Origin of the sequence: Maribacter sp. BPC-D8 (assembly GCF_035207705.1) — a bacterium.
Taxonomy (GTDB): Bacteria; Bacteroidota; Bacteroidia; order Flavobacteriales; family Flavobacteriaceae; genus Maribacter.
In genome coordinates this window covers 3,045,359-3,071,111 of the sequence record NZ_CP128187.1, presented here as the reverse complement: position 1 = coordinate 3,071,111, position 25,753 = coordinate 3,045,359, and the positions used below count along the sequence as shown (strand labels likewise).

Below are 25,753 nucleotides of genomic sequence, written 5' to 3'. Positions count from 1 at the left end.
CACCAGTAGAATAGGTGTAATGAAACGAGTTGTATTTTTTCTTTTGATGCTGCTGATAAGTTCATGTTCGTTCTTTGAGTCTAAACAAAAAAGAACACAAGAGCTTATTGATGAAGAATTACGCCATATCGATTGGAACAGTGTAGATTCTTATCCGTTTTTCTATACTTGCGATGAAGCGGTTACTAAAGAGCAACAGAAAATTTGCTTCGAAGAAACCCTAATTTCCCATTTTCAAGAAACCTTAAATGATTTTGAATTTACCTTGACCGATAAGGAAAGTGAAACGGTTGATGTTATTTTTGTGATAGATACCCTAGGCAGAATTAATGTAGCTACTATTGAAAAGAACGCATTGGTTTTAAATCAAATGCCAGAATTTGATGGTGTAATTACGCAAAGCTTAAAGAATCTTCCTAAACTTGCACCCGCTTTAAAAAGAGGAATTCCTGTGAATACTAAATATCGAATTCCGGTTCAATTAAATACAAACTAAGCATTTTGGCGAACGAGAAAATAATTTTGGGTATTGACCCAGGCACAACTATTATGGGTTTCGGACTCATAAAAGTGGTGGGTAAAAAGATGGAGTTTCTTCAAATGAACGAATTGCTTCTTCAAAAATATAACGACCCATACACAAAACTAAAGCTCATTTTTGAGCGTACCATAGAATTGATAGATACCTATCACCCAGATGAGATTGCTATTGAGGCTCCTTTCTTTGGTAAGAATGTACAGTCTATGCTAAAGCTTGGTCGTGCACAAGGTGTTGCCATGGCAGCGGGATTATCACGTCAAATACCTATTACAGAATACTTGCCCAAAAAAATTAAAATGGCAGTCACTGGAAACGGAAATGCCAGCAAAGAACAAGTTGCTAGAATGCTACAAAGTGTATTAGGGTTAAAAACACTACCAAAAAACCTAGATAGCACTGACGGATTAGCTGCTGCCGTATGCCATTTTTACAACCAAGGTAGAATTGACGTAGTCGGTAAAAGCTACTCTGGTTGGGATGCTTTTGTAAAGCAGAATGAGAAAAGAGTGAAAAAGTAATGTTCAATAAACATTAAACAATTACCAATAAACAATAATTAATTAGCAATGAATAATGAAAATCCTCTTTTGAGTAAATCTTATGATTTTGCTTTGCAAATTGTTAAATTATATCAAGAACTAACGAAGAATAAAAGAGAGTATGTTCTATCGAAACAACTATTGAGAGCAGGAACTTCTGTAGGTGCGAATATAGCAGAAGCTAATGGTGCGATATCAAAAGCAGATTTTTCTGCTAAGATTTCAATAGCTTATAAAGAAAGTTTAGAGACTAAATATTGGTTAAACCTTTTAAAGGATTCAGGATATATTGAATTGTCAATTGCGAATGGTTTAATAGAAAAAGCTGATGAACTTTCTAAAATTATGTTCGCTATACTTAAATCCACAAGAATTAAAAAACAAGCATAATTGTTAACTGATTATTGCTAATTGCTAATTGAACTCATGAGCGGAATCTACATCCACATCCCATTTTGTAAACAAGCTTGTCACTATTGTGATTTTCATTTTTCGACCACAATGGGGAAGAAAGATGCGATGGTAAATGCATTGTGTAAAGAACTGGAGCTGCGCAAAACGGAGTTTTCTGGGGAAACTGTTGCTACGATATATTTTGGCGGCGGTACGCCGTCCGTTTTGGAGATTAAGGAGATTGAGCAGTTGATAAGTACGGTTAGTGAACATTATGATGTTGTAGATAATCCGGAGATTACCTTAGAGGCGAATCCTGATGATTTATCCGAAGAGAAAATACTGCAACTGGTAGCTAGTCCGATAAACCGATTGAGTATCGGAATTCAATCTTTTTTTGAGGAAGATTTAAAGCTGATGAACAGGGCACATAATGCTCTGGAAGCCGAGAAGTGTTTGCAATTGGCGAGTCAGCATTTCGATAATATTTCTATCGATTTAATTTATGGAATGCCAAACATGACCTTAGAACGCTGGAAGCAAAATATTGATAAGGCACTTGGGTTTGGTATTCCGCATATCTCTAGTTATGCTCTTACAGTTGAACCAAAAACGGCACTTGCCAAATTTGTGGAAAATGGATTGATTACTCCCGCTACCGACGAAGAAACACAGGAGCATTTTAACCATTTGAACAAGACTTTATTGGCAGCAGGCTTCGATTGTTATGAGATTTCCAATTTTGGGAAGCCTGGGTATTACTCCAAAAATAACTCCGCCTATTGGCAGCAGAAAAAATATATAGGTATTGGTCCATCTGCACATTCATTTGATGGTGTACGCAGAGGATGGAATATTAATAACAATCCGAAATACATAAAATCCATAGCACAAAATATTTTACCTATGGAAGTTGAGGTACTTTCTGCTACCGACAAATACAACGAGTATATAATGACGGGCTTACGGACTATTTGGGGAGTTTCATTATCTAGAATTTCTGATGAATTCGGACCTAAATACAAAGAATATGCACTAATGCAAGCCGACAAATTTATAGAAGAGCATTTGCTTTTTGTAGATGGTGATATTCTAAAAACCACCAAAAAAGGCATGTTTTTAGCCGACGGCATCGCCGCAGATTTGTTTATGCTGAATTTGAAATAACGAACTGTCTGAGTTAAATTAAAACGTGCTGTCAGTTCGAGTGATTTTTCATTGAAGAGAAACGGAAATGAAAAATTGTATCGAGAACAGGTTTGGAACACGCAAGCTTCTCGATACAAATGTCCTCGTGCCTCAAAAATTCATTAGAAGTGACATGAGTACTTGTAATAATCTATCTGCCAGAGTTAAAGTAAAACGGACTGTCAGTTGGAGTGATTTTTTATTGAAGTGGAACGGAAATATAAAATTGTATCGAGAACAGGTTTGGAACACGAATACCTCTCACTTCTACAATCTTTAATTATAACCGCCCAAAAAGTTGTAATTTTCTTATCTCAAAGCTACCATGTAAATTGAGTGTAAATACAATGAAAACTACCATAACCCATAATTCTAAAGAGTACAAGATAGACCTATCTAAACCCTTAGACATTTCTATAGCCATTACCAATAAAGACGATAATGTAAACGCTTGGTATGTTAAAGCCCCGACTATAGAGCCTCATAGAGAAGCCAATTTTACTGGGAGTATAGCAGCTGGGTCAAGTACTAATTTTTATGATATTTCTTTCAATCCGCATTCGCATGGTACGCATACGGAGTGTGTTGGGCATATATCTGCTGAGCATCAGTCTGTAAACCAAAATCTACAACAGTTTTTCTTTTTGGCTAAGGTGATAACTATTACTCCATCCGAGGAAAATGGAGATGCAGTAATCACGAAAAAACAACTTCAAAATGCCATAGGTAATCAAACTCCGACAGCGTTAGTTATACGAACCTTACCTAATGCTTCGTCAAAACGAAATAGACAGTATTCACATACGAATCCGCCATACATATTAAAAGACGCTATGGTGTTTATAAGGGAATTGGGTGTAGAACATTTGTTGATAGACCTACCTTCTGTCGACAAAGAAAAAGATGATGGTAAGCTTTTGGCGCACAAGGCATTTTGGAATATCAACGGCGATGTTCGACTTGGTGCAACTATCACAGAGTTTATTTATGTGCCAGATGCGATTGTTGATGGTTCGTACTTTTTAAACTTACAAGTAGCACCTTTTGAGAATGATGCTAGCCCAAGTAGACCGGTACTTTATAAAATAGAATAATCATGAAAAATGTTTTGAAATTAGAAGAGCTAGCCTTAATGATTCTTGGCATTTTTATGTTCGGCTTATTAGGCTACCAATGGTGGTGGTTGCCTGTTTTAATACTGGCTCCAGATATTTCTATGTTGGGTTATTTACTAGGTTCAAAATTCGGTGCAGTTTGTTATAACATCTTTCATCACAGAGGTATAGCCATACTTTTATACTTTGTTGGTATCTGTTTTATGTTGCCTATAATGCAATTAATAGGTACAATTCTTTTTATACATATAGCCATGGACCGTATCTTTGGCTACGGACTTAAATATGATAAAGGGTTTAAGTTTACTCATTTAGGAGAAATAGGAAATAAAAATGGATAATATTTTTGATACCATTCTTGGTTTAGTTTTAGGTGCAATAGGCATGTATTGGCTTTTCAATTTTTTTAAAGGAAAGAAAAGTAAAGAGATAACAACGCACCAGTCTACCGTGTTATTAGAAAAAATGAAAAGCGTTTGCAAGTTGATCTCCGTAGAAGGTGAGTTTGCCGAAATCTACAAGTATGAAAATGTAAAAGATTTTCTAAGCATTGTAAGTAGCAAAAAGAAAGCGCTGGTGGTTATAAAGGCGAAAGCGCATATTGGTTATGATTTAAGTAAGCTTTTAATGCATACCGATGAAAGTAAGAAGATAATTATACTAGATAATTTTCCGCAGCCAGAAGTATTGAGTATTGAACCTGAGCTGGAATTTTACGATGTAAAAAGCGGATTTTTTAACTTTTTCGCTCCAGATGATCTTACGAAATTAAATGCAGAGGCTAAAGCACATATACGTGAAAAAATTCCGGAAAGCGGCTTGATGGATACAGCTAGAAAAGAAGCTTTACAGACCGTTTTGATTATGGAGAAAATAGTAGAAACTATTGGGTGGAAACTCGATTATTCTGCACTTAAAATTCCGCAAAAACAAATTGAGGTACTTGAAAAATAACAATAAACAACTCAAAATAGAAAATGAAAAACGTAATTTGTATCCTTGTATTAACACTAATGACCGCAGTAACTTTTGGTCAAAATGATAAAGAAATGACTGAATTCGATTCTAATTATTCTCATACCGTATTTTTCTGGTTGAAAAACCCAGATAATCAAGCAGACCGTACCACTTTTGAAACCTCTTTACGTAAGTTTTTAGATAACTCTGCGTATGCTAAAACACAATTTATAGGGAAGCCACCAAAGGCTAGTAGAGACGTTGTTGATGGTTCATTTACGTATTCTTTGATTGTAAGTTTTGACTCTGCAGAATCTCAGCAGGCATACCAAGACGAAGCTCCGCATAAAGTTTTTATTGAAGAGTCAAGTGCCCTTTGGACTAAAGTAATCGTCTACGATTCTACCAGTATCTAAAGAATACCATGATTTTTTTAAAAGGTACTTTTAATGATATTGAACGAATTGCCAATTTACACACGGTAAGCTGTCAACAGAATTACCGCGCGTCTTTTAGTGCCGATTATTTAAAGCCATAAGTATGAACGTTGAAGAATACCGGGAATATTGTATTTCTAAAAAAGGAGTAACAGAATCCTTTCCTTTTGATGAGGTTACCTTGGTATTTAAGGTGATGGGCAAAATGTTCGCTTTATGCGGATTAGAAAATGTGCCGTTACGCGTTAACCTAAAATGCGACCCAGAAAGAGCCATCGAACTACGTGAAGAACATGATGGTATTATAGAGGGTTGGCACATGAGTAAAAAGCATTGGAATACCGTATATCTTGAGCAAATTTCTAAAGACCTCACAAAAGAGCTTATTGACCATTCGTATGATTTGGTGGTTTCTAAATTGACTAAGAAGGTGAAGGCGGAGTTGGAAGCACTATAGTACTAGGTATCTAAAACCTTGTATAATTAATAAGAAAAGTCTGTTCCCTCACTCAAAACCACCATTCACTCATTCTAACTTTTCTTTAGCGGTCAAATTTCAGTACTTAATAGTGTCTAAAACCACTATTCATGAAAAACCACAGATCTCCTCAAGAAGTAAATGCCGGTTCTATGGCAGATATTGCTTTTCTATTACTCATTTTTTTCTTGGTTACCACATCTATAGAAAATGATGCGGGACTAAACCGTATAATGCCTCCTGAAAATAACGATGTCATTGTCGATATCAAAGAGCGAAACCTTTTTGAAATTAGTATAAATGACGCTGACTTAATAATGGCAGAAGGTGATGTTATAGATTCTAAAAATCTTCGAGAGAAAGTAATTGCATTTATCGATAACGGCGGGTTTTTAATGCAAGAAGAAGGGTATTGCAATTATTGTAAAGGAAATAGGTTGACAGATTCATCTGAAAATCCTGAAAAAGCCATCATTTCTATAAAGGCACAACGAAATACAAGCTATCCGGTTTATGTAGCTGTACAAAATGAAGTGATTGCAGCTTATAACGACTTGCGTAATAGAGAAAGCTTACGATTGTTCGATACCCCTTATGAAACTATTTATTCTGATTATTATAATGAAGAGATTAGTGAGGACCAAAAAGTGCAATTAAAAGAACGTCTTGAAATTATAAGAGCACTTTATCCGCAGAAAATTCTAGAACCAGAAACCGTAAATAACTAAGACCATGATAAAATTCAACAAGTATCGATCTAGTAAAAGCTTGCCGCCCGTATCAACAGCATCATTACCTGATATCGTTTTTATACTGCTCTTTTTCTTTATGACGGTTACCGTTATGAAGAACCAAAACTTATTGGTAGAGAATACTTTGCCAACCGCAACTGAAACTGAAAAATTGGATAAGAAAGACCGAGTTATAGAAATTTATGTGGGTAAGCCTACTGCTGAAGCCAAGACCAATTTAGGCGATGAACCCAGAATTCAAATGGATAATAAATTTATTACCGTAGATGAAGTCGGCGATTATGCCTTGCAAGCATTATCATCAATGCCAGAGCATTTAAAAAGTGTGGCAACAGTTTCTATTAAAGCAGATGTGGGAGTGAAAATGGGTATTATAGAAGACCTTAAAAGCGAACTTCGTTTGGTGAATTTGTTGAAAATAAACTATACCACTTATGAAGGTGCTGCTGTAGATAATTTATAGAATGAAATGAGTGTTTTTAAATCTGCTTTCCATTTATAGAAACCACTTTCTAAGGTTATCTTTGCCTTTTCTATAATAGGTTGATATTCATGAATAATTTAGAGGAATTTTATACCCAACGCGTACAAAAGTTTGATGCGCTTATTGAAGCTTTAAATAAGAAACTCTTTTTATTTAGCACGCTACGGTTACTGATATTTTTAGGTACTATCGCTGCACTTTATTTTGCTTCAGTAAATGCAAAATATGTGGTTGCCGTGCTATTTGTAGGTATACCATTATTCTTATTTTTAGTAAGTAAGTACACGAATCTAAAACTACAAAAAGCTAAAATTGAAGAATTAAGAAATATCAATACGGTAGAGCTGCAAGTACTAAAAAGAGACTTTTCTAAATTACCTAATGGAAAAGAATTTGCCGATGACATTCATTTTTTCAGTCAAGATATAGACTTGTTTGGTGAAGGATCTTTTTATCAAATTTCAAATAGGACAAAACTTGCCGAGGGAAGCCTTTTATTAGCCGATATCTATAAAGAGAATACCATAAACGACATTAAAGAAAAACAAGAAGCTATCGCCGAGATAGGAGAGAAGGTTGATTGGAGACAAGAGTTTTCTGCGATGGCGGCACTGACCGAAACAGAGACTTCTACTCATACTATTGCTAAATGGTTAAAGAATTACGAGTCTTTTGTGCCAAAGGCAATGAAGTTTATTCCTCTTGTATTTTCAATTATTTCAGTGGCTATCTTTGTGGCTTACTTTTTAGATTACCTACCAGAATCTGTGTTGATTACGTGGTTAGTTCTAGGTATGATAATTGTTGGGTTATTCACTAAAAAAGTGACAAATTTAGGACAGAGTGCTACCAAAATGAAATCTACCTTTGACCAGTACAATCAGCTATTGGCAATGATAGAAACGACTGATTTTACATCAGATCTATTAAAAAAACAAAAGGCTAACATTTTAAGTAATGGCGAGCATAATTCTAAGGTTCTAAAGAAATTCGCATCACTTTTAAGTAACCTTGATCGAAATAATAATCTTCTCTATTTAATTTTTGCAAACGGATTTTTCCTTCGCTCATTAACCGATTGCCTAGCCATTGAAAAATGGATTGAGGCGCATGGTAAGAGTGTAGAGATTTGGTTTAATACTATCGCATTTTTTGACGCTTATAGTAGTTTAGGGAATTTTGCTTTTAACCATCCGAATTTTACATATCCGACGATTACTAATGACGGCGTGGTATTGAAATCTAAAAATGCAGGTCACCCGTTATTAGATCCTGCGAAAAGTATATTGAATGATATTACTATTGATGGCGGACAGTTCTTTATAATTACTGGTGCAAATATGGCTGGTAAGAGTACTTTTTTAAGAACGGTATCGCTGCAGATAATGATGGCAAATGTTGGGCTTCCTGTTTGTGCAGAATCGGTCAGTTATTCGCCTATAAAGTTAATTACCAGTATGCGTACCACAGATTCATTGACAGATGATGAATCGTACTTCTTTTCAGAATTAAAACGACTTCGGTATATCGTAGATGAAATTCAGACGGATCGTTATTTTATTGTTTTGGATGAAATCTTAAAAGGAACAAATAGTACCGATAAGGCGTTAGGTTCGAGAAAATTTGTAGAACGCCTAGTGAAAAGTAAATCTACCGGAATAATTGCTACGCATGATCTTAGTCTTTGTGAAGTTGCCGATGAATACGAAGCGGTTAAAAACCATTATTTTGACGCAGAGATTATAGACAACGAACTGCATTTCGATTATACGTTTAAAAACGGAATTTGCCAGAATATGAACGCTTCTTTTCTCTTAAAAAAGATGGGGATTATTGAATAAAACTTTTTTATTCTTAGATTTAAGGTTGTAATCATTTTCCGTCTTTTTTATGCATAGAATTTCGCTTTTATTCTTCATACTGTTTTCTAATATTCTTCTTGTTCAAACTGAATTTGGCGACAATTTCGTTAAGGATAAATTCTTAAAATATTTTGAATTACCTCGAGAGTCTGTATTTCTTCATACTAATAAAACGACTTATATAGCTAATGAAGAAGTATGGTTAAAAGGTTATGTGTATAATAGGCATAATAGTAAACCATTTAGTCAAACTACTACGGTTCACGTGGGGTTGTATAATGTTGATGGTAAGAAATTTAATGACTATCATTTTAAAGCTGAAGATGGTTATTTTAAAGGGAATATCGCCGTAGATTCAATGCTTTCAAGTGGTGAATACTATCTTCGTACAAGCACAAATTGGATGAAGAATTTTAAAGAAGATGATTCCTTTGTACAGAAGATTACCATTTTAAATGAAAAGTCAATTGAAAAGGGAAAATCTGTAAAAGAATATGATATTCAATTTCTGCCAGAAGGCGGTAATTTAGTTGAAGATGCGCCTGGGGTGATGGGTGTGAAAGTAACAGATATTAACGGTTATGGCGTAAGAATCGTAGAAGGGTCTGTATTTGATACTGATAATGCACAGGTGGCAAGATTTTACACTTCAATTTTTGGTTTAGGGAAATTCAACTTTAATCCGAAAGCGGGTACGACTTATGTTGCAAAAATCGAATTTAGCGATGGTAGTGTGCAAACCACTACACTACAAAAACCTTCTAAAGCAGGTGTCTCTTTTAGCGTAAAAAATGTCGATGATAATCGGTTTATTATTAGCTTAACGACCAATGCTGCGACAAAAGAGGTAATTAAAGAACAACAGTTTTATTTATTGATACATAAAGATGGTCATGCAAATAGAATACCCATTACTTTCCCCAAGAACAAACTATTTGTATCGAAGGTTTTAAATAAAGAAGTGCTCAATAAGGGGATGAATATTTTAACGCTGTTTAATCCAGATGGTAAGCCGATAGCAGAGCGATTAATATTTAATCATTCAGACCTTTTAGATTCACAATTAGAAGTTAGTAAGTTATCTACTGAAGAAGATTCGTTGAGTATTCAAGTTAAACTTCTTGATGCTAGTAAAGGGTTACAAAACTTAAGTGTATCTGTATTGCCAGAAAAAACAATTTCGAACAATAATCAAAACTCAATTTATAGCGCATTCTATTTAAAACCTTATGTAAGAGGATTCATTGAAAACCCTAGATATTATTTTAGAGATGTTACTGAAAAAAAAGAGAATGACTTAGACTTATTGTTAATGACCCAAGGTTGGTCTAAATATGATTGGAACGATATTTTTAAAGGACCTCCTGGTCAATTTTATGAATTTGAAAACGGAATAGATTTAGAAGGAACTATTTACAGTAAAGGGGTTACATCTGAAGATAAACTCTTAGTTAGTTTTCCAGATGGGCGAAGTAGGTATTTAGACATTTTAGACAATAGATTTTTGATTCAGAAGAATTTTCCAATAAAGGGTGAGGGCTTAGATTTTACGCTCATTGTTAAGAATGGAAAATTGGCGAAACCAAATATTGGTTTGAATATGAAGTTAGGGGCAATCCCCGATGCAATGGATGCTATTTGGAAAGAAAAAGTAAAATTTGAAAATGACGATGGTTCTAACGAAGTCAATGCGCCAGATTTAATTTCTACTGATAATACCATAAGTTTAAATGAGGTTACTGTTGTTGAAGATAAGATAAAAGCAACGGTAGAAAGCAATGTATTTATTCCTAAGTACTTAAGAGGTAAGATGACCGAGGTTACTGAAGATATAGAGTTTAGTTTTCCGTTAATAACTGAGATTATAGCTTCAAGAGGGTATTACGTAAGAGAAGAGTTGAGTTTTGGTAGTACAGATCGACTTATCATTAGAGCAAGAACAGTACAATCTTTCATCTCAGGTAACGCGCTACCAGTTCCTGTTATTTATTTAGATAATGTAAGATTGACGACTCTCGATATTTTATATCGAATGCCTACAAAAGATGTAGAAAGTTTTTTAATTGATAAAACAGGGGCAGGTGAGGGAGCAAGAGGCGCTGGTGGTGTAATTCGTATTTACACCAGAAGATTACCAAGAGATTACAATGATCAGTATGGTAAAGATGAAAATGTTTTTAAGTATATATTAAAGGAAGGATTTGAACCTGTTAAGAAATTTTATACCCCTAAATACACTTCATATCTTTCTAATGAATTTGAAAATTTTGGAACTATACATTGGGTGCCTGAATTGAAAACCAATGAAAATGGTATCGCTACTTTTAAAATACTGAACACCCTGCAGAATAATATCAATTTTTATATTGAAGGCATGAGTGCAGAGGGAAATTTAATTTCAGCAGAGCAAAGTCTTATAATCGAATGATATTTTAAATGGATTCATTAACACAAATTGTACTTGGCGCAGCCGTTGGCGAAGCAGTTCTTGGTAAAAAGGTCGGTAACAAGGCAATGCTTTATGGGGCTATTGCTGGTACTATACCCGATTTAGATGTCATAACACGTTATTTTCTTGATACGGTTACAGCTACGGAATGGCATAGAGGTTTTAGTCACTCCATTTTCTTTTCTGTACTCTTCGCTCCTGTATTTGGGTGGTTGGTTTGGAAGATTAATAAGAAAGAATCGGCTACTTGGAAAGAGTGGTCTTGGTTAATGTTCTGGGGATTATTTACGCACCCGTTATTAGATGCTTTTACTACGTGGGGTACGCAATTGTTTTGGCCCTTTAAAACAAGATTGGCGTTTCAAAGTGTTTTTGTGATAGATCCTTTGTATACGGTTCCGTTTATTATCTTCTTGATACTGGCTATGTTTCAAAAACGCACTGCTGTAAAACGTAGAAAATATGTGCAATTGGGTCTGGTCATTAGTAGTGCTTATTTACTGTTGACCTTGGTCCTAAAAGGAATCGCTTTTCAGAAATTTGAGAAGGCGCTTGATGAGCAAGGTATTTCGTATACTGAAATGAATACAAGACCTGCGCCTTTGAATACTGTGCTGTGGATGGCTAATATAGACACTGAAGATGCCTATTTAATGGGCGATTATTCTTTTTTTGATAGCCAACCAATTTCATTTATATCATATCCTAAAAATCATGACTTATTAGGGAGATGGGCTACGAATGATAAAATTGAACGACTGATAAAAATAACCGAAGGCTGGTATACCATTACCGAAAAAGAGGGGCAACTGTATTTTAATGACCTAAGATTCGGACTCATTAGCTTAAACGAAAATGAAAGCCAATTTGCATTCAGTTATAAGTTAGTGCCAGATGGTGATGATTTAATTGTAGAAGAAAGACCGAAGTTTAAAAGAGATGCAAAACGGTTAATGGCTGCTCTGTGGCAACGTATGTGGGGGAATTAATGAATGGAGGTTTTGACTGCGCTCAACCAAACATTCAAATTTCTTTAAATTGTAATCTAAGTAGCTATACAACGTTAGCTTAGTTTCTTAAAATGGATAACCGATAGCAAAGTTCAGCGTCATGTTGTTATCTGCATTTCCGAAGAATGGCACATTCCAACGTTCGTTTTTGTCCAAGTATGGTATACGTAATGGAGAAGCCAAATCTAAACGAATTACAAAACTTTGAATATCTAATCGCACACCAAAACCTACACCTGCTGCTACTTCACTTAGCCAATCTTTCTCAAATTTGCCATCTGTAAAAAGTGCTTCAGACGAAGTACTAATAGATTCGTCATTTAAAAGGTCAGAATAATCTCCCGTTAGCCATACGTTTCCTGCATCAACAAAAAAGGCACCTTTTAAATAAGAGAATAACGGAAAACGATATTCCACATTAGCTTCTAATTTTAAGTTACCAGATTGGTCATAATAGTCTGTGGTGTCATCTTCTGTATCCGGATAAAAATTACCAGGTCCTATAGATCTAATATCAAAGGCGCGTACACTGTATGGACCGCCAGAATAAAATTGCTTAACGAAAGGTAAGGTGGTGCTATTGCCATAAGGTACACCCCAACCGGCGTATAGTCTAGATACCAAAGTGCGTTCATTTTTCCATCTTAAGTAAAGCCGTAAATCGGCATCTACTTTTGCATACTGCGCATATTCCGAGCCAAAAATAGTATTTGAACCACCACTGAATAAGCTTAAGGCATTTCCTGCCAAATCAAAATTTGTAGAAAAATAAATGGGTTTTTCTTTATTTAGATTAGATACTTCGTCATAGGTGAAACTATATAACAGACCTGCTATAAAGCGCTGTTCAAAACTTTGACTTAAATATTCATTATCATCTAAAATTGCCTGAAATTCATTGGTCACATTAGATAGTCTAGAATAGTTGATACTGATTGGATCTAATGTATGATATACATATTCGTTTTCTTTCCAGGTGTACCCAAAGCTACTATTTACAGAACTTAGGGTAAACAAATCACTACGCTGTAAAAAATCAACCCCAACAGATATTTTAGTTTTAGGTACCGCGTATTTAAATCTTTTTGGAGAGAATGGTATGGATCTCGGTATAATCAAATCGGCACTTAAACCACCTGCAATACTACTTAAATTAGAATCGCTGTTAGATAGCTGTAATTCATAAGAAAAATCTGCCGAGACACTGAAGGTTTCACCACCGTTGAAAACATTTCTGTTGGTATGACTCAATAAAATACCAGGACCGGTGTAACCGTTAGATCTAGAAACGGCTTGTATTTCTGCTCTTATGGATCGCTTGGTTAATGGGGCTAAATAGATTTCTGCTGCTAAAGAACCGGCATTACCGTCCGTTGCAGTGGTGTCAAGTTCCGTGTATTGTATATTTACGTACTTATAACTACCTAAAGCAGATAATCTACTACTAGTTAGTTTAGAATTATTGGCATTGTAAAGATGACCTTCATTAATTAATAGATAAGATTTTAATAATTTTGGTTTGAAATAAAACCTGTCCTGTATGAAATCTATACTGCCAATTTGGGTAACATTCTCTTTCGTTAAAGGTATACTGTCCGCTTCTATACTATAATTTGGATATACTGAAATGGAATCGATTCTATAGGGTATAGAGGCACGCAATGGTACTTCTTTTTTGAGTCTAAGGAATAAATCAAACTTTCTATTCTTGTATTGGTTGGTATCTGCTTCAAAGATTAACAGGTCTTCTTGACTGTTGTAAAAGCCTTTTTGCTTTAACCCATTATTTAGGCGTACTCTTTCGGCTTTTAATAAATCCAAATCAAAACGGTCTCCTTTTTTTAATGCTGTTTTCGGCAGCATTTTTATTATTTCCTTATACATTGGTAAGGTGTCAGATTCCAATTTATAATTTTCAAGAACGTAGGGTGCCGGTAATTTGGCAGAATAATGAACAGATGCAAATTTATCCTCAATTACCGTTTCAGATTCAGATTGACTATAGAAAAACCCGTTATTATCAAGTCTGTTCAATATTAATTCTTCTACGCGGTCAGGGTTTACATCTGAAAAGTATACAGGTTCTTCACCGAAAGATTTATTGAGAAATTTATATAAGAACCCTGGTTTTTCTCGCTGTGCTTTATAATGAAAAAACAAGGCAGGTTTCATACCCAAAAACTTGGTGTTTGGGCTGGGCTCAATGAGATTAAGTAATGCTGATTTTACTTCTTTTTCGTCTTTAAGTTCACTTTCAGAATTTAATTCAAGGGTAGCTCCAGTATACAATTGCTCGCCTTCTGGTATATATTTTTCTATACCACAAGAATAGGCGAATACTAATGCTGCGCAAAGTATAGCACGATATGTAAATTTTCTATTTTTCAATGTCCTCTTCTTTCTTATCTTTTTTTGACCCTTCTTTGTTAGAATGTTTTTTTCTTAACGGATTGAACAGTTGACTGAATTTGTTGAATTCACGATTAAAAATAAAGGCAATTCCGGTAATGATCAATTGCCCGTCTATAATATTTTGATACTCTTGTTTTCTAAAACCTTTAAGCCTATAGGTACCTTTTTCGTTAAGCAAATACTCTAATGTTACATTGCCAATTAATGGTGTTTCGGTCTCACTAGATGAGGCACTACCTTCTACATCTACGGCACTACCAGCTGTAACTATCAACCTGTCATTAAATAGCTTTTTACTAGCGCTAATGTTTAGCTGCGTTCTACTTTCTGCAGTACCACTTTCATAATCTTCAAAACTGTCCAAATCAAAACCAAGCTCAAAACCGGTATTGCCCAGTAGTTTACTGGAGATGGAAGTTAGCTCATTTGATAGTACTTTGTTTACATTGTTCTTGGCAATAGATATAGCGCCGCCGCTACTACCATCACTACCTGAAGTTGGGTAAAAACGGTTCAGGACCAAAAGCGAGAATACCTGTTTGTTCAATTCAGATTCCTGTTCGTTCAATTGTTGTACTCTACTATATACGGCACCACCATTATTACCTTGTTCGCTCTCGGGCATGTCTAAAGCAAATGATATTTCGGGTTGTGTTAGCTGTCCGTCAATATTGAGGTAAACCAAAAAATCTGCTGCCTGTTGGTATGTGCCAGAAACACTGCTGTCCGAACCATAACTTATAGATGACATTAACGAAGAGGCAGAAGTTTCTATTTCATAAATAGCGGTAACATCCATTTTAGCGTCATAAGGATCACCGCTCCAAATAATACTACTTCCTTTCTGTAATTGAAACTCGCGGCTCACTAGATTATATAAGCTTGTTCTGTAGAACCCAGAGGTTAATTCTAATCTGCCCGAAAGGCGAATATCTTGATTGGGGTCTATATTTAAATTCAGTGTTGCACTACCAGATGCCTGTAGTTTATCTTGTGTTTTTTCATCAAGAACAATAGTAAATTTAGCTTCGTCACCAATTTCTAATATGGTATTGATATCCATACCTGCGAAAAAGGAATTGGTTGCTTCCTCATCCGATCTTGTTCGGATAGCATCAGGGTTTTCTCTATTTACAAAAATGACTACACCATCACGTTCCTGAATATCCAATTGATCTTGAGGTACTATGTAGGTGAGGTCGGTAACATCTCGTACACGTAGTTTTCCGTCTATAACCGGTAATTTCAAATCTCCTTTTACGGTAACGTCTGCCTGAATACTGGCAGTACCATATACCAGTTCATCATCTCCTCTTTTAGAATCTAACACCCTAAATTGATCGGTTTTTACCGAAAGATCAAAACCTGGGTTCGCAAAGCTTTCGGTAATGATATTGCCGTCTACAGTTAATGTACTCTGGTTGATGTCGCTTATAGTAAATGAATTGAAAGTGATGTCATTTTGATCAATATCTATAGATTGATTGTCGATGGTAAAGGCAGATTTGTAGGCGTTTAAGCTTAAACCGAATTCATTAAAATTTATTCTACCAGAATATTTAGGCTCGGCAAGAGAACCTTTTACCAATAAGCTTCCATCTAAATACCCTTTGGCATTTGTTAATTGTTCATTAGAAAACCCTTGAAGGATACTGGCTTGCAGCTTTTGAATATCAAGTTCCATATTTAAATATGCGGTATTCTCTTTAGAAGTATAGTCTCCTGTTAAGGTAAGATTGGCACCACCATCTTTCATTGCCAAATCAAAATCATATTCTGATAAGGATTTAGAAGATGCGTCTAAGGTTAAGGTGCCTAACGAATTTTGAAGTACTTGAAAATCTTTGATATTTATATTTGCAACCAGGCCAGAGGCTGTATACGGATTAAGAATGACAAGGTCACCTTCTACTTTGCCACTAGCCAATGCTTCATCTGGATTGAAAAAGCTAAGAAAAGTCTGCAACTGAAAGTGTTCAAATAGAACGGCAATATGTTCCCTCTTTATTTTCGGAAACTTGTTTGATATTTCTAATTTTTGAGCATTTCTGGTCAAGACAACATTTTCAAAGTCCGAATATGCATCAGCTATGACTATGTTATTTTCCTCAGGTATTTCCCATTGCTTTTTATTTAATATCAAATTTTCAGGGTCAATATGAAGTTTTATAGTATCCCTTTCAAATGTCAATCCCGATCCTATGTGCATTACCTGTACAGTGTCGTTCTTAGAAGTAAAGTCTAGTTGTAATTCTTTATTTTTAAGGCTTCCTTCTAAATACGTCTGCTTTAAATGTATGGGTTCATAAATTAAATCTGCCAAACCAGCAGAGAACTTTAGGTCTACCGAATCACCTTTTATATAAGCGTTTAAACTGTCAACAGAACTACCTGCGTATGCAATGTGCGGTACTTTTACTTCGGCAGATATCTTTCGCTTTTTAGAATTGAAACTAGCATCTATATTTACGGAGTCTAAGTCTTTAACTCCATTAAAAAACACTTTAGATAAAACGGGAGTAGGTATAATGGCAAGTGACAGTTTTGCATCGATATCGTCCTCAGCTTCAAACGTAGTATCATCTGTTGAGAAATAATGCTCTAGTTGTTTTTTTAAGGCAGCGTTAATACGATTTGGAGATGCATTAGATGCCAATAGTCCGTTCAAGAAATTGCTTTGTATAGAAACGTCAGTAATTGAATCTTCAATATGGGCTTTTAAGGCAATGGTAGAAATTTGATATTGTTTGTTATTTGCAATTGTAATGCCGTCTTCAATAGTCGTATTTATAGTAAAATTAGATGGCGAGCCTTTGTAGTCTCCAATAATATTTGCTGCAATTTTTATGTTTTGTTTTGTAATAGCAAGCTGTTGTAAATCTGCACCAATGATATTTGAAGTAAACGTAATGTCATTTTCTTGTGATGAAAGAGCCATAGTGGCATTTGCTTTCATATTCAAATTTGGGTCGTTGATATTTGCTGTTATATTACCATTTCCATCTTTCAAAATACCGTTAATGACAACCTCTTTATAATCATATCCGCCATAATTAAATTGAGAAATATTGCCATTAATCGTAGCATCGATATTACCAACTTCAGTACCTGACCCATTACCTTTTACGTTTAATGATATTTCACCTAATTGGTCATTTTGTAACAGCTTTCCTAATTGCAGACTATCAACAGAAATTTGACCATTAAATTTCATGGTGTCATCAAAATTTACAAGAGCATTTATCGTTGCAGATCCTTCTGGTATTTTAATATTAATATCAGGCTTTACCCACGTTGTACCTCCAGATAAATTACCCGCTGCGAGTATAGTTTCTGGGATGGAAATTCCTAATTCTTTAGACGATATTATTTTGTCAATAGCCGATTTAGTGCTGTTAAGGCTAATATTGTTCAAATTGTAGGTTAGCGAATCTATATTGGTAAGATTGCTGATACTACCTTTTGCAGTCAGTTTTGTATCTTTTCCCCATTGTAGATTTGTATTAAAATCATTGACTTTATCTAGGCTACCGATAGCCTTTAGGTTGCCGGTAATAGGTTTTGCAGCCAAAGAATCTAAATACTGATTTTGAGCAAGCTCTGGGAGTAACTTCAGTACATCTTCTAACTCTAGGTTAAGATTAGATATCTCTGCTGATAAGTTAGTTTTTTCGGGGTTTTTTATTGCCCCTTTTAAGGAGTTAAATTGAATAGCTAAGTTGGCATTCGCTGAGCTTTGGTTCATATGAAAAACAAGATCCTGAAGAGATGCTTCGGTATCTGATAAACCTACCTTAAAAGCCAATTGATTTAAGCGAATACCACTCGGTTCTGAAAAAGAAAACTTAGAAACATCGGCATTAAATTTCTCTGGTTGGTATGTTAGATTTTTAGCTAACAGTTCAAAGTTTTGAATTTTAAATGCATCAGGATTGAAAGTATCTGAATTACTAACATTGCCATTTAAAGAGTAACTAAATGTGTTTTTCGCAATGTTAATATCGTTCGCTGCAATGATAAATTCTGGCCATTCAAAAGCTGAATTCTCGGTTGTGTCGTCTTGTACAACTTCTTCACTTTTTATTTGAATAGCAATCTGCGAATCTTGAAATAAAAGGTCATCTGTTTCATATCTGTTTTTAGAAACATCAGCGAGTATATCTGTTAGTTCAATAGTGCCTAATTTTAATTGAGTTTGTAAGCCATCTGGTTGGCTGTTGTAGTTGACAGCTACATTTTCAACTTTAAAATCTTCTACCTTTATAAATGGTAGCGCAGTACTTGTAGTATCTTCTGTAACCGGAAATGGGTGTGTTTGATTATAGGTGAATTGGGTATTGTTTAGATTTAATTCATCCAAAGAAAACTTCATTTTTTCTAAATCAAATTCAGAAACAGCTACATCTAGTTTACCAAGTAGGAGGTTTATATCCGTTCCTAAATAAGTATCGTTATACTTCAGCTTCCAATCGGTCAAGTCTAAATTACCTACATCAATATTCATGGCTTCTGAAGCAGGTGCTGTACTATCTGTTGGCGTCGTTAATGCATCAATAAGAAAAGTGAAATTAAATTCGTCGGGATTATCGTCTCTACTGATATTGGCAACCACACCGTTTGAGGTAACATCATCTATCGATAATGAATTTTTAAAAACAATGGGGTAAATAGGAATATCTGCTTGAAGGGATTTTGAATAGAATAAAGTATCACCTTTTTTGTCTTCTAGAAATACATTTTCTACTTGAATGTCGCCTGAGAATGTAAGATACAATTTGCCAACTGCTACCTTAGTATTCGTTTTGTCTGCTATATAATTAGTGACTTTAGTTACAATGAAGTTTTGAGCCCAGGGAGTTCGAACTACTAAAATCAAAATAAAAAACAGCAATAACACACCAAGGATAATTTTACCCAGGAGCTTTAAATACTTTTTGAATTTTGAATTTGTGTGGGTCATATGGTAAACACTAAAGGATTGAATTCTAACGTTCAATTTTCAACTGAAATGTTACCATTCTAGTTGTGCCATAAAACCTGTAGCAATTATAATTAACAATACGATTATGATAACGAGGTTGTAAAACCTTCTTTTCTTTTTCTTGGATTCTTTAAATGATGCCATTAATATGCAAAGTTAAGACTACCAATGTATAAATTTAGCTTATTTGCTACGAAGATTATCGGTAAAAAACATAATGTATTATATGTTATAGGGTTCTAAAGCCTAGAATTTAAAAGATGAAAACAGTTCGTCTATACACTTTGTTATTTGGTCTATACATATTAGCGCTTAGTCAATATCTATAAATTTAAAAAGCTTTAACTAAATACCTTTGAAGTGTAATTAACGATTAGCAAACAATATCATTTAAACTGAATCTTATGAAAACTGTTTCAAATTTTAAAAAATGTTTAGGTTATTTTGAATCAGCGAACCAAGATGAAATTTTTGAAATCAACAATTTTAATATTACAAATTCAGAATTGATACTAGAAGCTATGGCAAAATAATAGTGTTCAGGTAGTTCCCCCAAATCACCAAAGACCAATAGAAATATTGGTCTTTTTCTATTTTAACCCTTTGGTCTGAATTCTATGAAAACTATCTGCTTGCAGACGTAGCAGTTCTTCTGCCTTTTTCTTTTTGTAGCCGAATAGCTCTTCTTCTCCTTTTAAGTCTTCATATATTTTCTGATTGATTTCACTATCAGTTGACGCAATTAGTTTTCGTTGCGCCAGTTTTTGCTCGACCCAAGTAGAAAGAATGCTTTCTTCCTCTTCTAACTTAATATCATATTCCCCTTTAGGGGCAAGTAGCTTAGCTATTATTGGTGAAGTTTCTATAGCTAAAAACAACAGGAATATAAAGAACGATGGTAGCCATGGTAATTCGTCTAAGGCAGTAATTCTAGCCATTAATCCGTCGAAACCGTCTATTATAGGTTGCGAATTTTTAACCACTTCGGCATATTCATTATCTAATACGGCAATTTGAGATTCTATCGCCGATACTTTTTCATTATTTGTAGTTTTTAGTGCTTGTAATTCCGCAAGTGCAGCATCATGCTTATCTCGTTTTTCGGCATAAACAGGACCTTTGCCTAATAACTTTGTGCCGGCAGTACCTTCCGCTTCATTGATGTAAATATCATAAAGTGCATTCGTCTCTGTTTCCTTTATTGAAACTTCATATTTTAATGCAGCAATGTCATTATTTAATTGTTCTACTTTCGGAGTGTATTGCAGTGCAAGTTGGTCTTTATTGGCTAAGGTCAGTTCATTCTTTTGCTCTAATAATACCTGATTGATTTCTTTCTCGAAAATTTTCATTTCCAAAGGTTTTGAAATCACAATGGCAATAATAACCGCAAGAATAATACGCGGAGTAGCCTGTAAAAATTCTTGACCAAAGTTGTTTCTCTTTTTAATAGTAGCAACAATAAAACGGTCTAAATTGAATATCAATAATCCCCAAATGAAACCAAAAAATACCGCAGCATAAACATTATCAAAAACAGTAAAAAGTGCATAGCTACTAGCAATAAATGCCATAACTGCAGTAAAAAATACGGTAGCACCTATGCCAGCATACTTGTTTTGCTCACCTTTAGAGCATGTTTTTAAAAGTTCGGAGTCTGCTCCTGAGCAGAGAATAAAGAAGTCTTGTATCATGATGATTGATTTGATTCTTACACACTTAATAGTGTATAAGTTGATGATGATGTATACTGGGTGAACGTAACTTTTTCACTTTTGGTACGCAAAAAGCCCTCGTAAAGAGGGCTTTAACATATGTTTGACGTTGTTGTCATTCGATTGTTACAGGTTCTTTGGTAATTCTTACTTCTGCCTGCCCATTTTTCTCTCTAGATTCTATATTTAACTCTTTATTATTTTTTAGTAAATCAATGGCGCTATCAGAAGAGATTTCATTTCCTTCGAATAAAAATGTAGCTCCTTTTTTTGCCATGCTAATAGCATAATCTAATGGTGAAGGTGGAGTAGGAGGTGAGGGTGCAATCGCACTTGAAGGTTTTACTAACGTGTATTGAGTATGCGTTGTTGATGGGATACCATTTATCGCTTTAGTGTCAAGAGTTATGTGGTCATATGGATCCTGATTTTTAATTATTTCTTTAAGTTGGTTACTAGCATAGTTAGTCGTGTTTAGTGTTTTTGGTGCATCGGGTGAGCGAGGCGGTGCAGGGAAATTTAATGATGACTCTATAAGTGTTTCTGGTTCTTTTGGCGCTGGTGGTGGAGGAATGTTACTTTTTTCTCCTTTTGCCACTTTAGGTGCCATTGGAGCAGGTGGTGGCTCCGGGAAATCAGGGAATGGGGCTGCGGAGGTTTTTTGTTTAGCAGACATTAATCCGTAGATATATGTTAGCTGATCAACATCAGATTTCATGATGCGAATATTTCCTCCCTCAGATATCATGTTGTTATAACTTGTTGCAAGGGAATTGTATTTTGATATTTGAACCGAAGTTGCTGTACGCGCTACTTTATTGGTTTTAGGGTTGTATTCCTGTATATCAATAGTAGCTGCTCCGTATGCAATTAATTCTTGCTCTACTTTTGATATGACTTCTTTAGGGCTGTCAGGTACAACCTTTATTATAGTTTTTACAAATTGCTTTCTCTCGTTGATAGTTAAATGAGAGTTTATTTTAGATAAATAGTTCTGTAATTTTTTTAATTCAACCAGATCATCTTGTACAAGTAATTTTCCTTCTTTATTGATGTTTACTGTTATCTTAGGTATGGTAGTTAGCTGTTTCTCTTTTTTGGTATAATGATTTCCTCTTGAGTCAACTAATTGATTATTTTCAATTCTAAACGACCAATCTTCATAACCATAGGTGAAATAATAACTGTTTCCGCGTTTTTTAGGATAATAACGAACAGGTTTTTTGTTTCCTTTTAAGAGATCAAAAACCATATAAATATCTTGTTCGGAAACAATTAGTTTAGTGTTATTTTCTTCGTTTATCCAAGTGCCATTTAATTTATTTCTTAAGCTTTTTTCTTTACGGATATACTTTTTGTCATCAAAGCTGATAGTTCCTTTTGCTGAGCTTAATTCAACCTTTGTTTTATTGTCACTGACATTAGGGATATAGTAATAATTATCATTTATTTTTTCAAAATAAACTGTGTTATTCTGCGCTAACCCCCAATATAGATTGTCTTTTTCTTTTTTGATATTAAATATTTCTAACTCGTTATCTGCATTTAACCAATCTCCTTGTAAAGTAAAAGCTTCGTTATTATTTACAGGTTTGTCCATGAAAACAGTAATACTTTTCGTGTTTAGCTTTCTCAATTCTTTTGTAACAATATCTGTGAATTCTGAATTGATATTCTCTGTAGAATAAATTTGCGCTGATAATTTGTTGTTCTTAACCGCCAATGGAAATTCTGCCTTTATCTTTTCATTTAGTTGTGACAATTGAACTTGTTGGTCATTGAACCAAATTTGGTTTTCATTCTTTACTTCTATCCACACTATTTCTAGTAATGGTTCATGGTTATCATCGGTTTTAAGCTCATTAAAAACATTATTCCTTCTTATTCTTTGTGCCTCATCTATAGTTTTACCATGATATTCACTTGGTTCAAATCCGTTTTTACCAAGAATATTTGTAGTTCTTTCACTAAAATGTTCAATGTTAGAAATTCCGATTGCCTTTAATTGTGACTCAACTTCCTCAATTAATTTATACTGATTTTCGTCATAAAGAATATGAGCTGTCAGATAGTTTTTAGTAATATATGGACCTGAATTTTGATTGATTCTTACTACTTCTGTAGAAAGGTTTTTTAATGTTGCTGGTTTATCGTTGATTAATAAATCTCCAGTTTTTGTGATTTCAATATTAATGTCTTTAATCGTGTTTTGCGATACCACATTTTTTTGACTAAATCCGTAGAGCATTAAAGCTAATACTGGCAGTAGCAATAAGCTTCGTAACAGGATACTCTTTTTTGATGTTTGTTTTTTCATGATGATGAATCGTTTTTTGACCTGCCCGTATGGGTTACCAATATTGAAGGTTTTTCCAAATACGGTCAGGCGAGTTGATGAATAATTTATGGCATTTGCGATACCAACTGATTGATGGGTGTTAAAGCTGTCGTTTGATAAGTACGACAGTAATGTATTTTGATAGTTTAAATGGTCTTCTTGACCATTAAGTACGGCACTATCTGCTAAGAATTCATGGTTTAGTTTAATTGTTTTTTTAAATGCATAGATTAACGGATTGAACCAAAATACCACTTGCAATACTTCAAGAAAAAGTACATCTAAACTATGCCTTTGTATAGCATGGGTTTCTTCATGCAGTAGTACAGAATTAGGTATACTGTTGGTCTCAAGTTTTTGCTTGTTTAGAAAAATATATCGTAAAAAAGTATGCGGAGGCAGTTGTTCTTTTAATAGTATTCTATAGATAGCACTATGTTTGGTTTTTGGGTTGTTACGAATACGTTTCCAGATTTTAAATAGGTTAAACATAAAACGAAATCCGAATCCGGCGGCTCCTAATCCGTAGAGAGTCCATAGTATTAAAGACCAATTCATGGGTGATTCTTTGACAACTTGAACTACAGGTGAAATTTCTGTTTGTTGACCAATGGTTACAACTTGAGTAACTGCAGTGGTGGGTTTTATTTCAACATATTCCGTAAAAACTATTTGAGGTATTATAAAAGAAGTGATGACGGCGGTTAATAGAAAATATCTTTTAAAATGGTGCATGCTTTCTTTCTCCAATAGGAGTTTGTAGAAGAGCAGAAATATGCTCATACATGCGGCGGATTTTAAAAGGTAAATTACCATAATTACTTCTTTTCGATTTCTACGTCTATTAGCTTTTTCAATTCTTCTAACTCAGCTTTACTTAAGTTGGTTTCTTGAGTAAAAAACGATGCGAACTGACTAGCGCTATCATTAAAAAAGTTTTTAATGAGTCCGTTAACGTGTTTAGAGAAATAGTCTTTCTTTTTTACTAGCGGAAAGTATTCTCTACTTCTGCCAAAGCTTTTATAATCAATAAACTTTTTGTCTGCCATTCTTTTTAATAAAGTGGCAACAGTCGTCGTCGCGGGTTTTGGCTCTGGGTAAGCATCGAGCAAATCTTTCATGAACGCCTTTTTTTGCTTCCATAGAATATTCATTAATTCTTCTTCCGATTTGGATAGTTGCATTTTCTATAAGTTTAGAGTATGTTCTACAAACATAGAGCAAATATTTTAATTCTACAAATGTAGAGTAAGTTTTGTATTTTTGCCTTAGGGATGGTAATGAAAAGCCAGCATTTGCTTTTTAGCAAAGCGTACTTGTAATGTATAGCCCGACCCCAATTCTTTGGGGAAAGGTCCAATTGACCCACTTAAAAGATGTAAATTCGTATTATAAAAATAATGAATAATGAGTGTATTAGCTGATTTGGAAGCACGTAGTGGCTCCACTTGCGAATTATGTACGGGAACCAATAATTTAGAAGTTTTTGAAGTAGAACCAGTTTCTATTAGCGGAGTCGATTCTAGTATTTTAGCATGCGAAACATGCCGAACGCAAATTGAAGATCCTGAGCAAATGGATGCAAACCACTGGCGTTGTCTTAATGACAGTATGTGGAGTGAGTATGATTCTGTGAAAGTTGTGGCTTGGAGAATGTTATCTAGATTAAAATCTGAAGGTTGGCCTAAAGATTTATTAGATATGATTTATTTAGAGCCTGAGGCTTTGGTGTGGGCAAAAGCAACAGGCGAAGGTTTAGCTGAGGCTGACAAGATTATTCACCGCGATGTAAACGGAGTAATTTTAGAAAATGGCGATAGCGTTGTTTTAGTAAAAGATTTGAAAATTAAAGGATCTAGCCAAGTTGCTAAACAAGGTACTGCAGTACGAAGAATTTCATTAGATCGTGAAAACGCAGAATATATAGAAGGTAAAGTAGGACCTACAATGACGGTTATAATTACCAAGTACGTTAAGAAATTATAGTTGTTAGTTGGTGGTTCTTGGAATCAATTTATCATCAACAAATTTTCTTTATATAATAAAACAAACGTCTTTGCTCGCAAAGACGTTTGTTTTTTAATTTATAGTCAACTGTCAAC

At 34.6% G+C, this 25,753-nt stretch carries 21 protein-coding genes; 16 read left to right on the top strand and 5 right to left on the bottom strand.

All coding sequences use genetic code 11. From position 1 onward, the window contains the following. Positions 1-19 precede the first annotated feature (19 nt). From QSV08_RS13635 to QSV08_RS13570, 14 genes are all read left to right on the top strand, one after another. The gene (locus QSV08_RS13635) at positions 20-496 is read left to right on the top strand and encodes a hypothetical protein (protein WP_324023970.1); all 477 of its coding nucleotides are present in this window, start codon (positions 20-22) and stop codon (positions 494-496) included. 5 nt (positions 497-501) lie between these two features. Next, on the top strand, positions 502-1,059 hold the full coding sequence (gene ruvC, locus QSV08_RS13630; RefSeq protein ID WP_324023968.1) for a crossover junction endodeoxyribonuclease RuvC: 558 nt from the start codon (positions 502-504) through the stop codon (positions 1,057-1,059). A 48-nt stretch (positions 1,060-1,107) separates the two neighbouring features. After that, on the top strand, positions 1,108-1,470 hold the full coding sequence (locus QSV08_RS13625; protein ID WP_324023966.1) for a four helix bundle protein: 363 nt from the start codon (positions 1,108-1,110) through the stop codon (positions 1,468-1,470). Positions 1,471-1,506: 36 nt separating this feature from the next. Then, on the top strand, positions 1,507-2,640 hold the full coding sequence (gene hemW / locus QSV08_RS13620) for a radical SAM family heme chaperone HemW (protein ID WP_324023964.1): 1,134 nt from the start codon (positions 1,507-1,509) through the stop codon (positions 2,638-2,640). Positions 2,641-3,008: 368 nt separating this feature from the next. After that, positions 3,009-3,755, top strand: coding sequence for a cyclase family protein (locus QSV08_RS13615; protein WP_324023963.1), 747 nt, complete (start codon positions 3,009-3,011; stop codon positions 3,753-3,755). Positions 3,756-3,757: 2 nt separating this feature from the next. After that, positions 3,758-4,117 (top strand): DUF4260 domain-containing protein, encoded by a 360-nt coding sequence (locus QSV08_RS13610; RefSeq protein ID WP_324023961.1) that lies wholly within the window; start codon positions 3,758-3,760, stop codon positions 4,115-4,117. Further along, complete coding sequence (locus QSV08_RS13605) at positions 4,110-4,730, top strand: DUF4230 domain-containing protein (protein ID WP_324023959.1); 621 nt, start codon at positions 4,110-4,112, stop codon at positions 4,728-4,730. The genes QSV08_RS13610 and QSV08_RS13605 overlap by 8 nt, the downstream gene beginning before the upstream one ends. Positions 4,731-4,825: 95 nt before the next feature. Then, positions 4,826-5,149: a Dabb family protein gene (locus tag QSV08_RS13600; protein ID WP_416382062.1), complete on the top strand. Its 324-nt coding sequence runs from the start codon at positions 4,826-4,828 to the stop codon at positions 5,147-5,149. Positions 5,150-5,273: 124 nt separating this feature from the next. Then, positions 5,274-5,627, top strand: a complete 354-nt coding sequence (locus tag QSV08_RS13595; RefSeq protein WP_324023956.1) for an MmcQ/YjbR family DNA-binding protein — start codon at positions 5,274-5,276, stop codon at positions 5,625-5,627. Positions 5,628-5,758: 131 nt separating this feature from the next. Further along, entirely contained in the window at positions 5,759-6,376 is a 618-nt protein-coding gene (locus QSV08_RS13590) for an ExbD/TolR family protein (protein ID WP_324023954.1), read from the top strand. A gap of 4 nt (positions 6,377-6,380) precedes the next feature. After that, positions 6,381-6,863, top strand: coding sequence for an ExbD/TolR family protein (locus tag QSV08_RS13585; protein WP_324023952.1), 483 nt, complete (start codon positions 6,381-6,383; stop codon positions 6,861-6,863). A gap of 89 nt (positions 6,864-6,952) precedes the next feature. Beyond that, positions 6,953-8,725, top strand: coding sequence for a MutS-related protein (locus QSV08_RS13580; protein ID WP_324023951.1), 1,773 nt, complete (start codon positions 6,953-6,955; stop codon positions 8,723-8,725). Positions 8,726-8,774: 49 nt separating this feature from the next. Then, the gene (locus QSV08_RS13575; RefSeq protein WP_324023949.1) at positions 8,775-11,174 is read left to right on the top strand and encodes a hypothetical protein; all 2,400 of its coding nucleotides are present in this window, start codon (positions 8,775-8,777) and stop codon (positions 11,172-11,174) included. An 8-nt stretch (positions 11,175-11,182) separates the two neighbouring features. Then, positions 11,183-12,184: a metal-dependent hydrolase gene (locus tag QSV08_RS13570; protein ID WP_324023947.1), complete on the top strand. Its 1,002-nt coding sequence runs from the start codon at positions 11,183-11,185 to the stop codon at positions 12,182-12,184. A gap of 87 nt (positions 12,185-12,271) precedes the next feature. Here the strand turns inward: QSV08_RS13570 and QSV08_RS13565 are convergent, their stop codons facing one another. Continuing rightward, positions 12,272-14,593 carry a BamA/TamA family outer membrane protein gene (locus QSV08_RS13565; RefSeq protein WP_324023945.1) on the bottom strand — a complete coding sequence of 774 codons (2,322 nt, stop codon included), beginning with the start codon at positions 14,591-14,593 and terminating at the stop codon, positions 12,272-12,274. Beyond that, on the bottom strand, positions 14,583-19,493 hold the full coding sequence (locus QSV08_RS13560) for a translocation/assembly module TamB domain-containing protein (protein ID WP_324023943.1): 4,911 nt from the start codon (positions 19,491-19,493) through the stop codon (positions 14,583-14,585). The genes QSV08_RS13565 and QSV08_RS13560 overlap by 11 nt, the downstream gene beginning before the upstream one ends. Before the next feature lie 509 nt (positions 19,494-20,002). Between QSV08_RS13560 and QSV08_RS13555 the strand changes: the two genes are divergently transcribed. Next, the gene (locus QSV08_RS13555) at positions 20,003-20,131 is read left to right on the top strand and encodes a hypothetical protein (protein WP_324023941.1); all 129 of its coding nucleotides are present in this window, start codon (positions 20,003-20,005) and stop codon (positions 20,129-20,131) included. Positions 20,132-20,188: 57 nt separating this feature from the next. Here QSV08_RS13555 and QSV08_RS13550 read toward each other — a convergent pair whose 3' ends face one another. From QSV08_RS13550 to QSV08_RS13540, 3 genes are all read right to left on the bottom strand, one after another. Beyond that, positions 20,189-21,292, bottom strand: coding sequence for a DUF4407 domain-containing protein (locus QSV08_RS13550; protein WP_324023939.1), 1,104 nt, complete (start codon positions 21,290-21,292; stop codon positions 20,189-20,191). Positions 21,293-21,428: 136 nt separating this feature from the next. Continuing rightward, the gene (locus QSV08_RS13545; protein ID WP_324023937.1) at positions 21,429-24,434 is read right to left on the bottom strand and encodes a M56 family metallopeptidase; all 3,006 of its coding nucleotides are present in this window, start codon (positions 24,432-24,434) and stop codon (positions 21,429-21,431) included. 35 nt (positions 24,435-24,469) lie between these two features. After that, on the bottom strand, positions 24,470-24,835 hold the full coding sequence (locus QSV08_RS13540; protein WP_073242260.1) for a BlaI/MecI/CopY family transcriptional regulator: 366 nt from the start codon (positions 24,833-24,835) through the stop codon (positions 24,470-24,472). A 223-nt stretch (positions 24,836-25,058) separates the two neighbouring features. Between QSV08_RS13540 and QSV08_RS13535 the strand changes: the two genes are divergently transcribed. Continuing rightward, on the top strand, positions 25,059-25,637 hold the full coding sequence (locus tag QSV08_RS13535) for a PhnA domain-containing protein (protein WP_324023934.1): 579 nt from the start codon (positions 25,059-25,061) through the stop codon (positions 25,635-25,637). Positions 25,638-25,753: the final 116 nt, after the last annotated feature.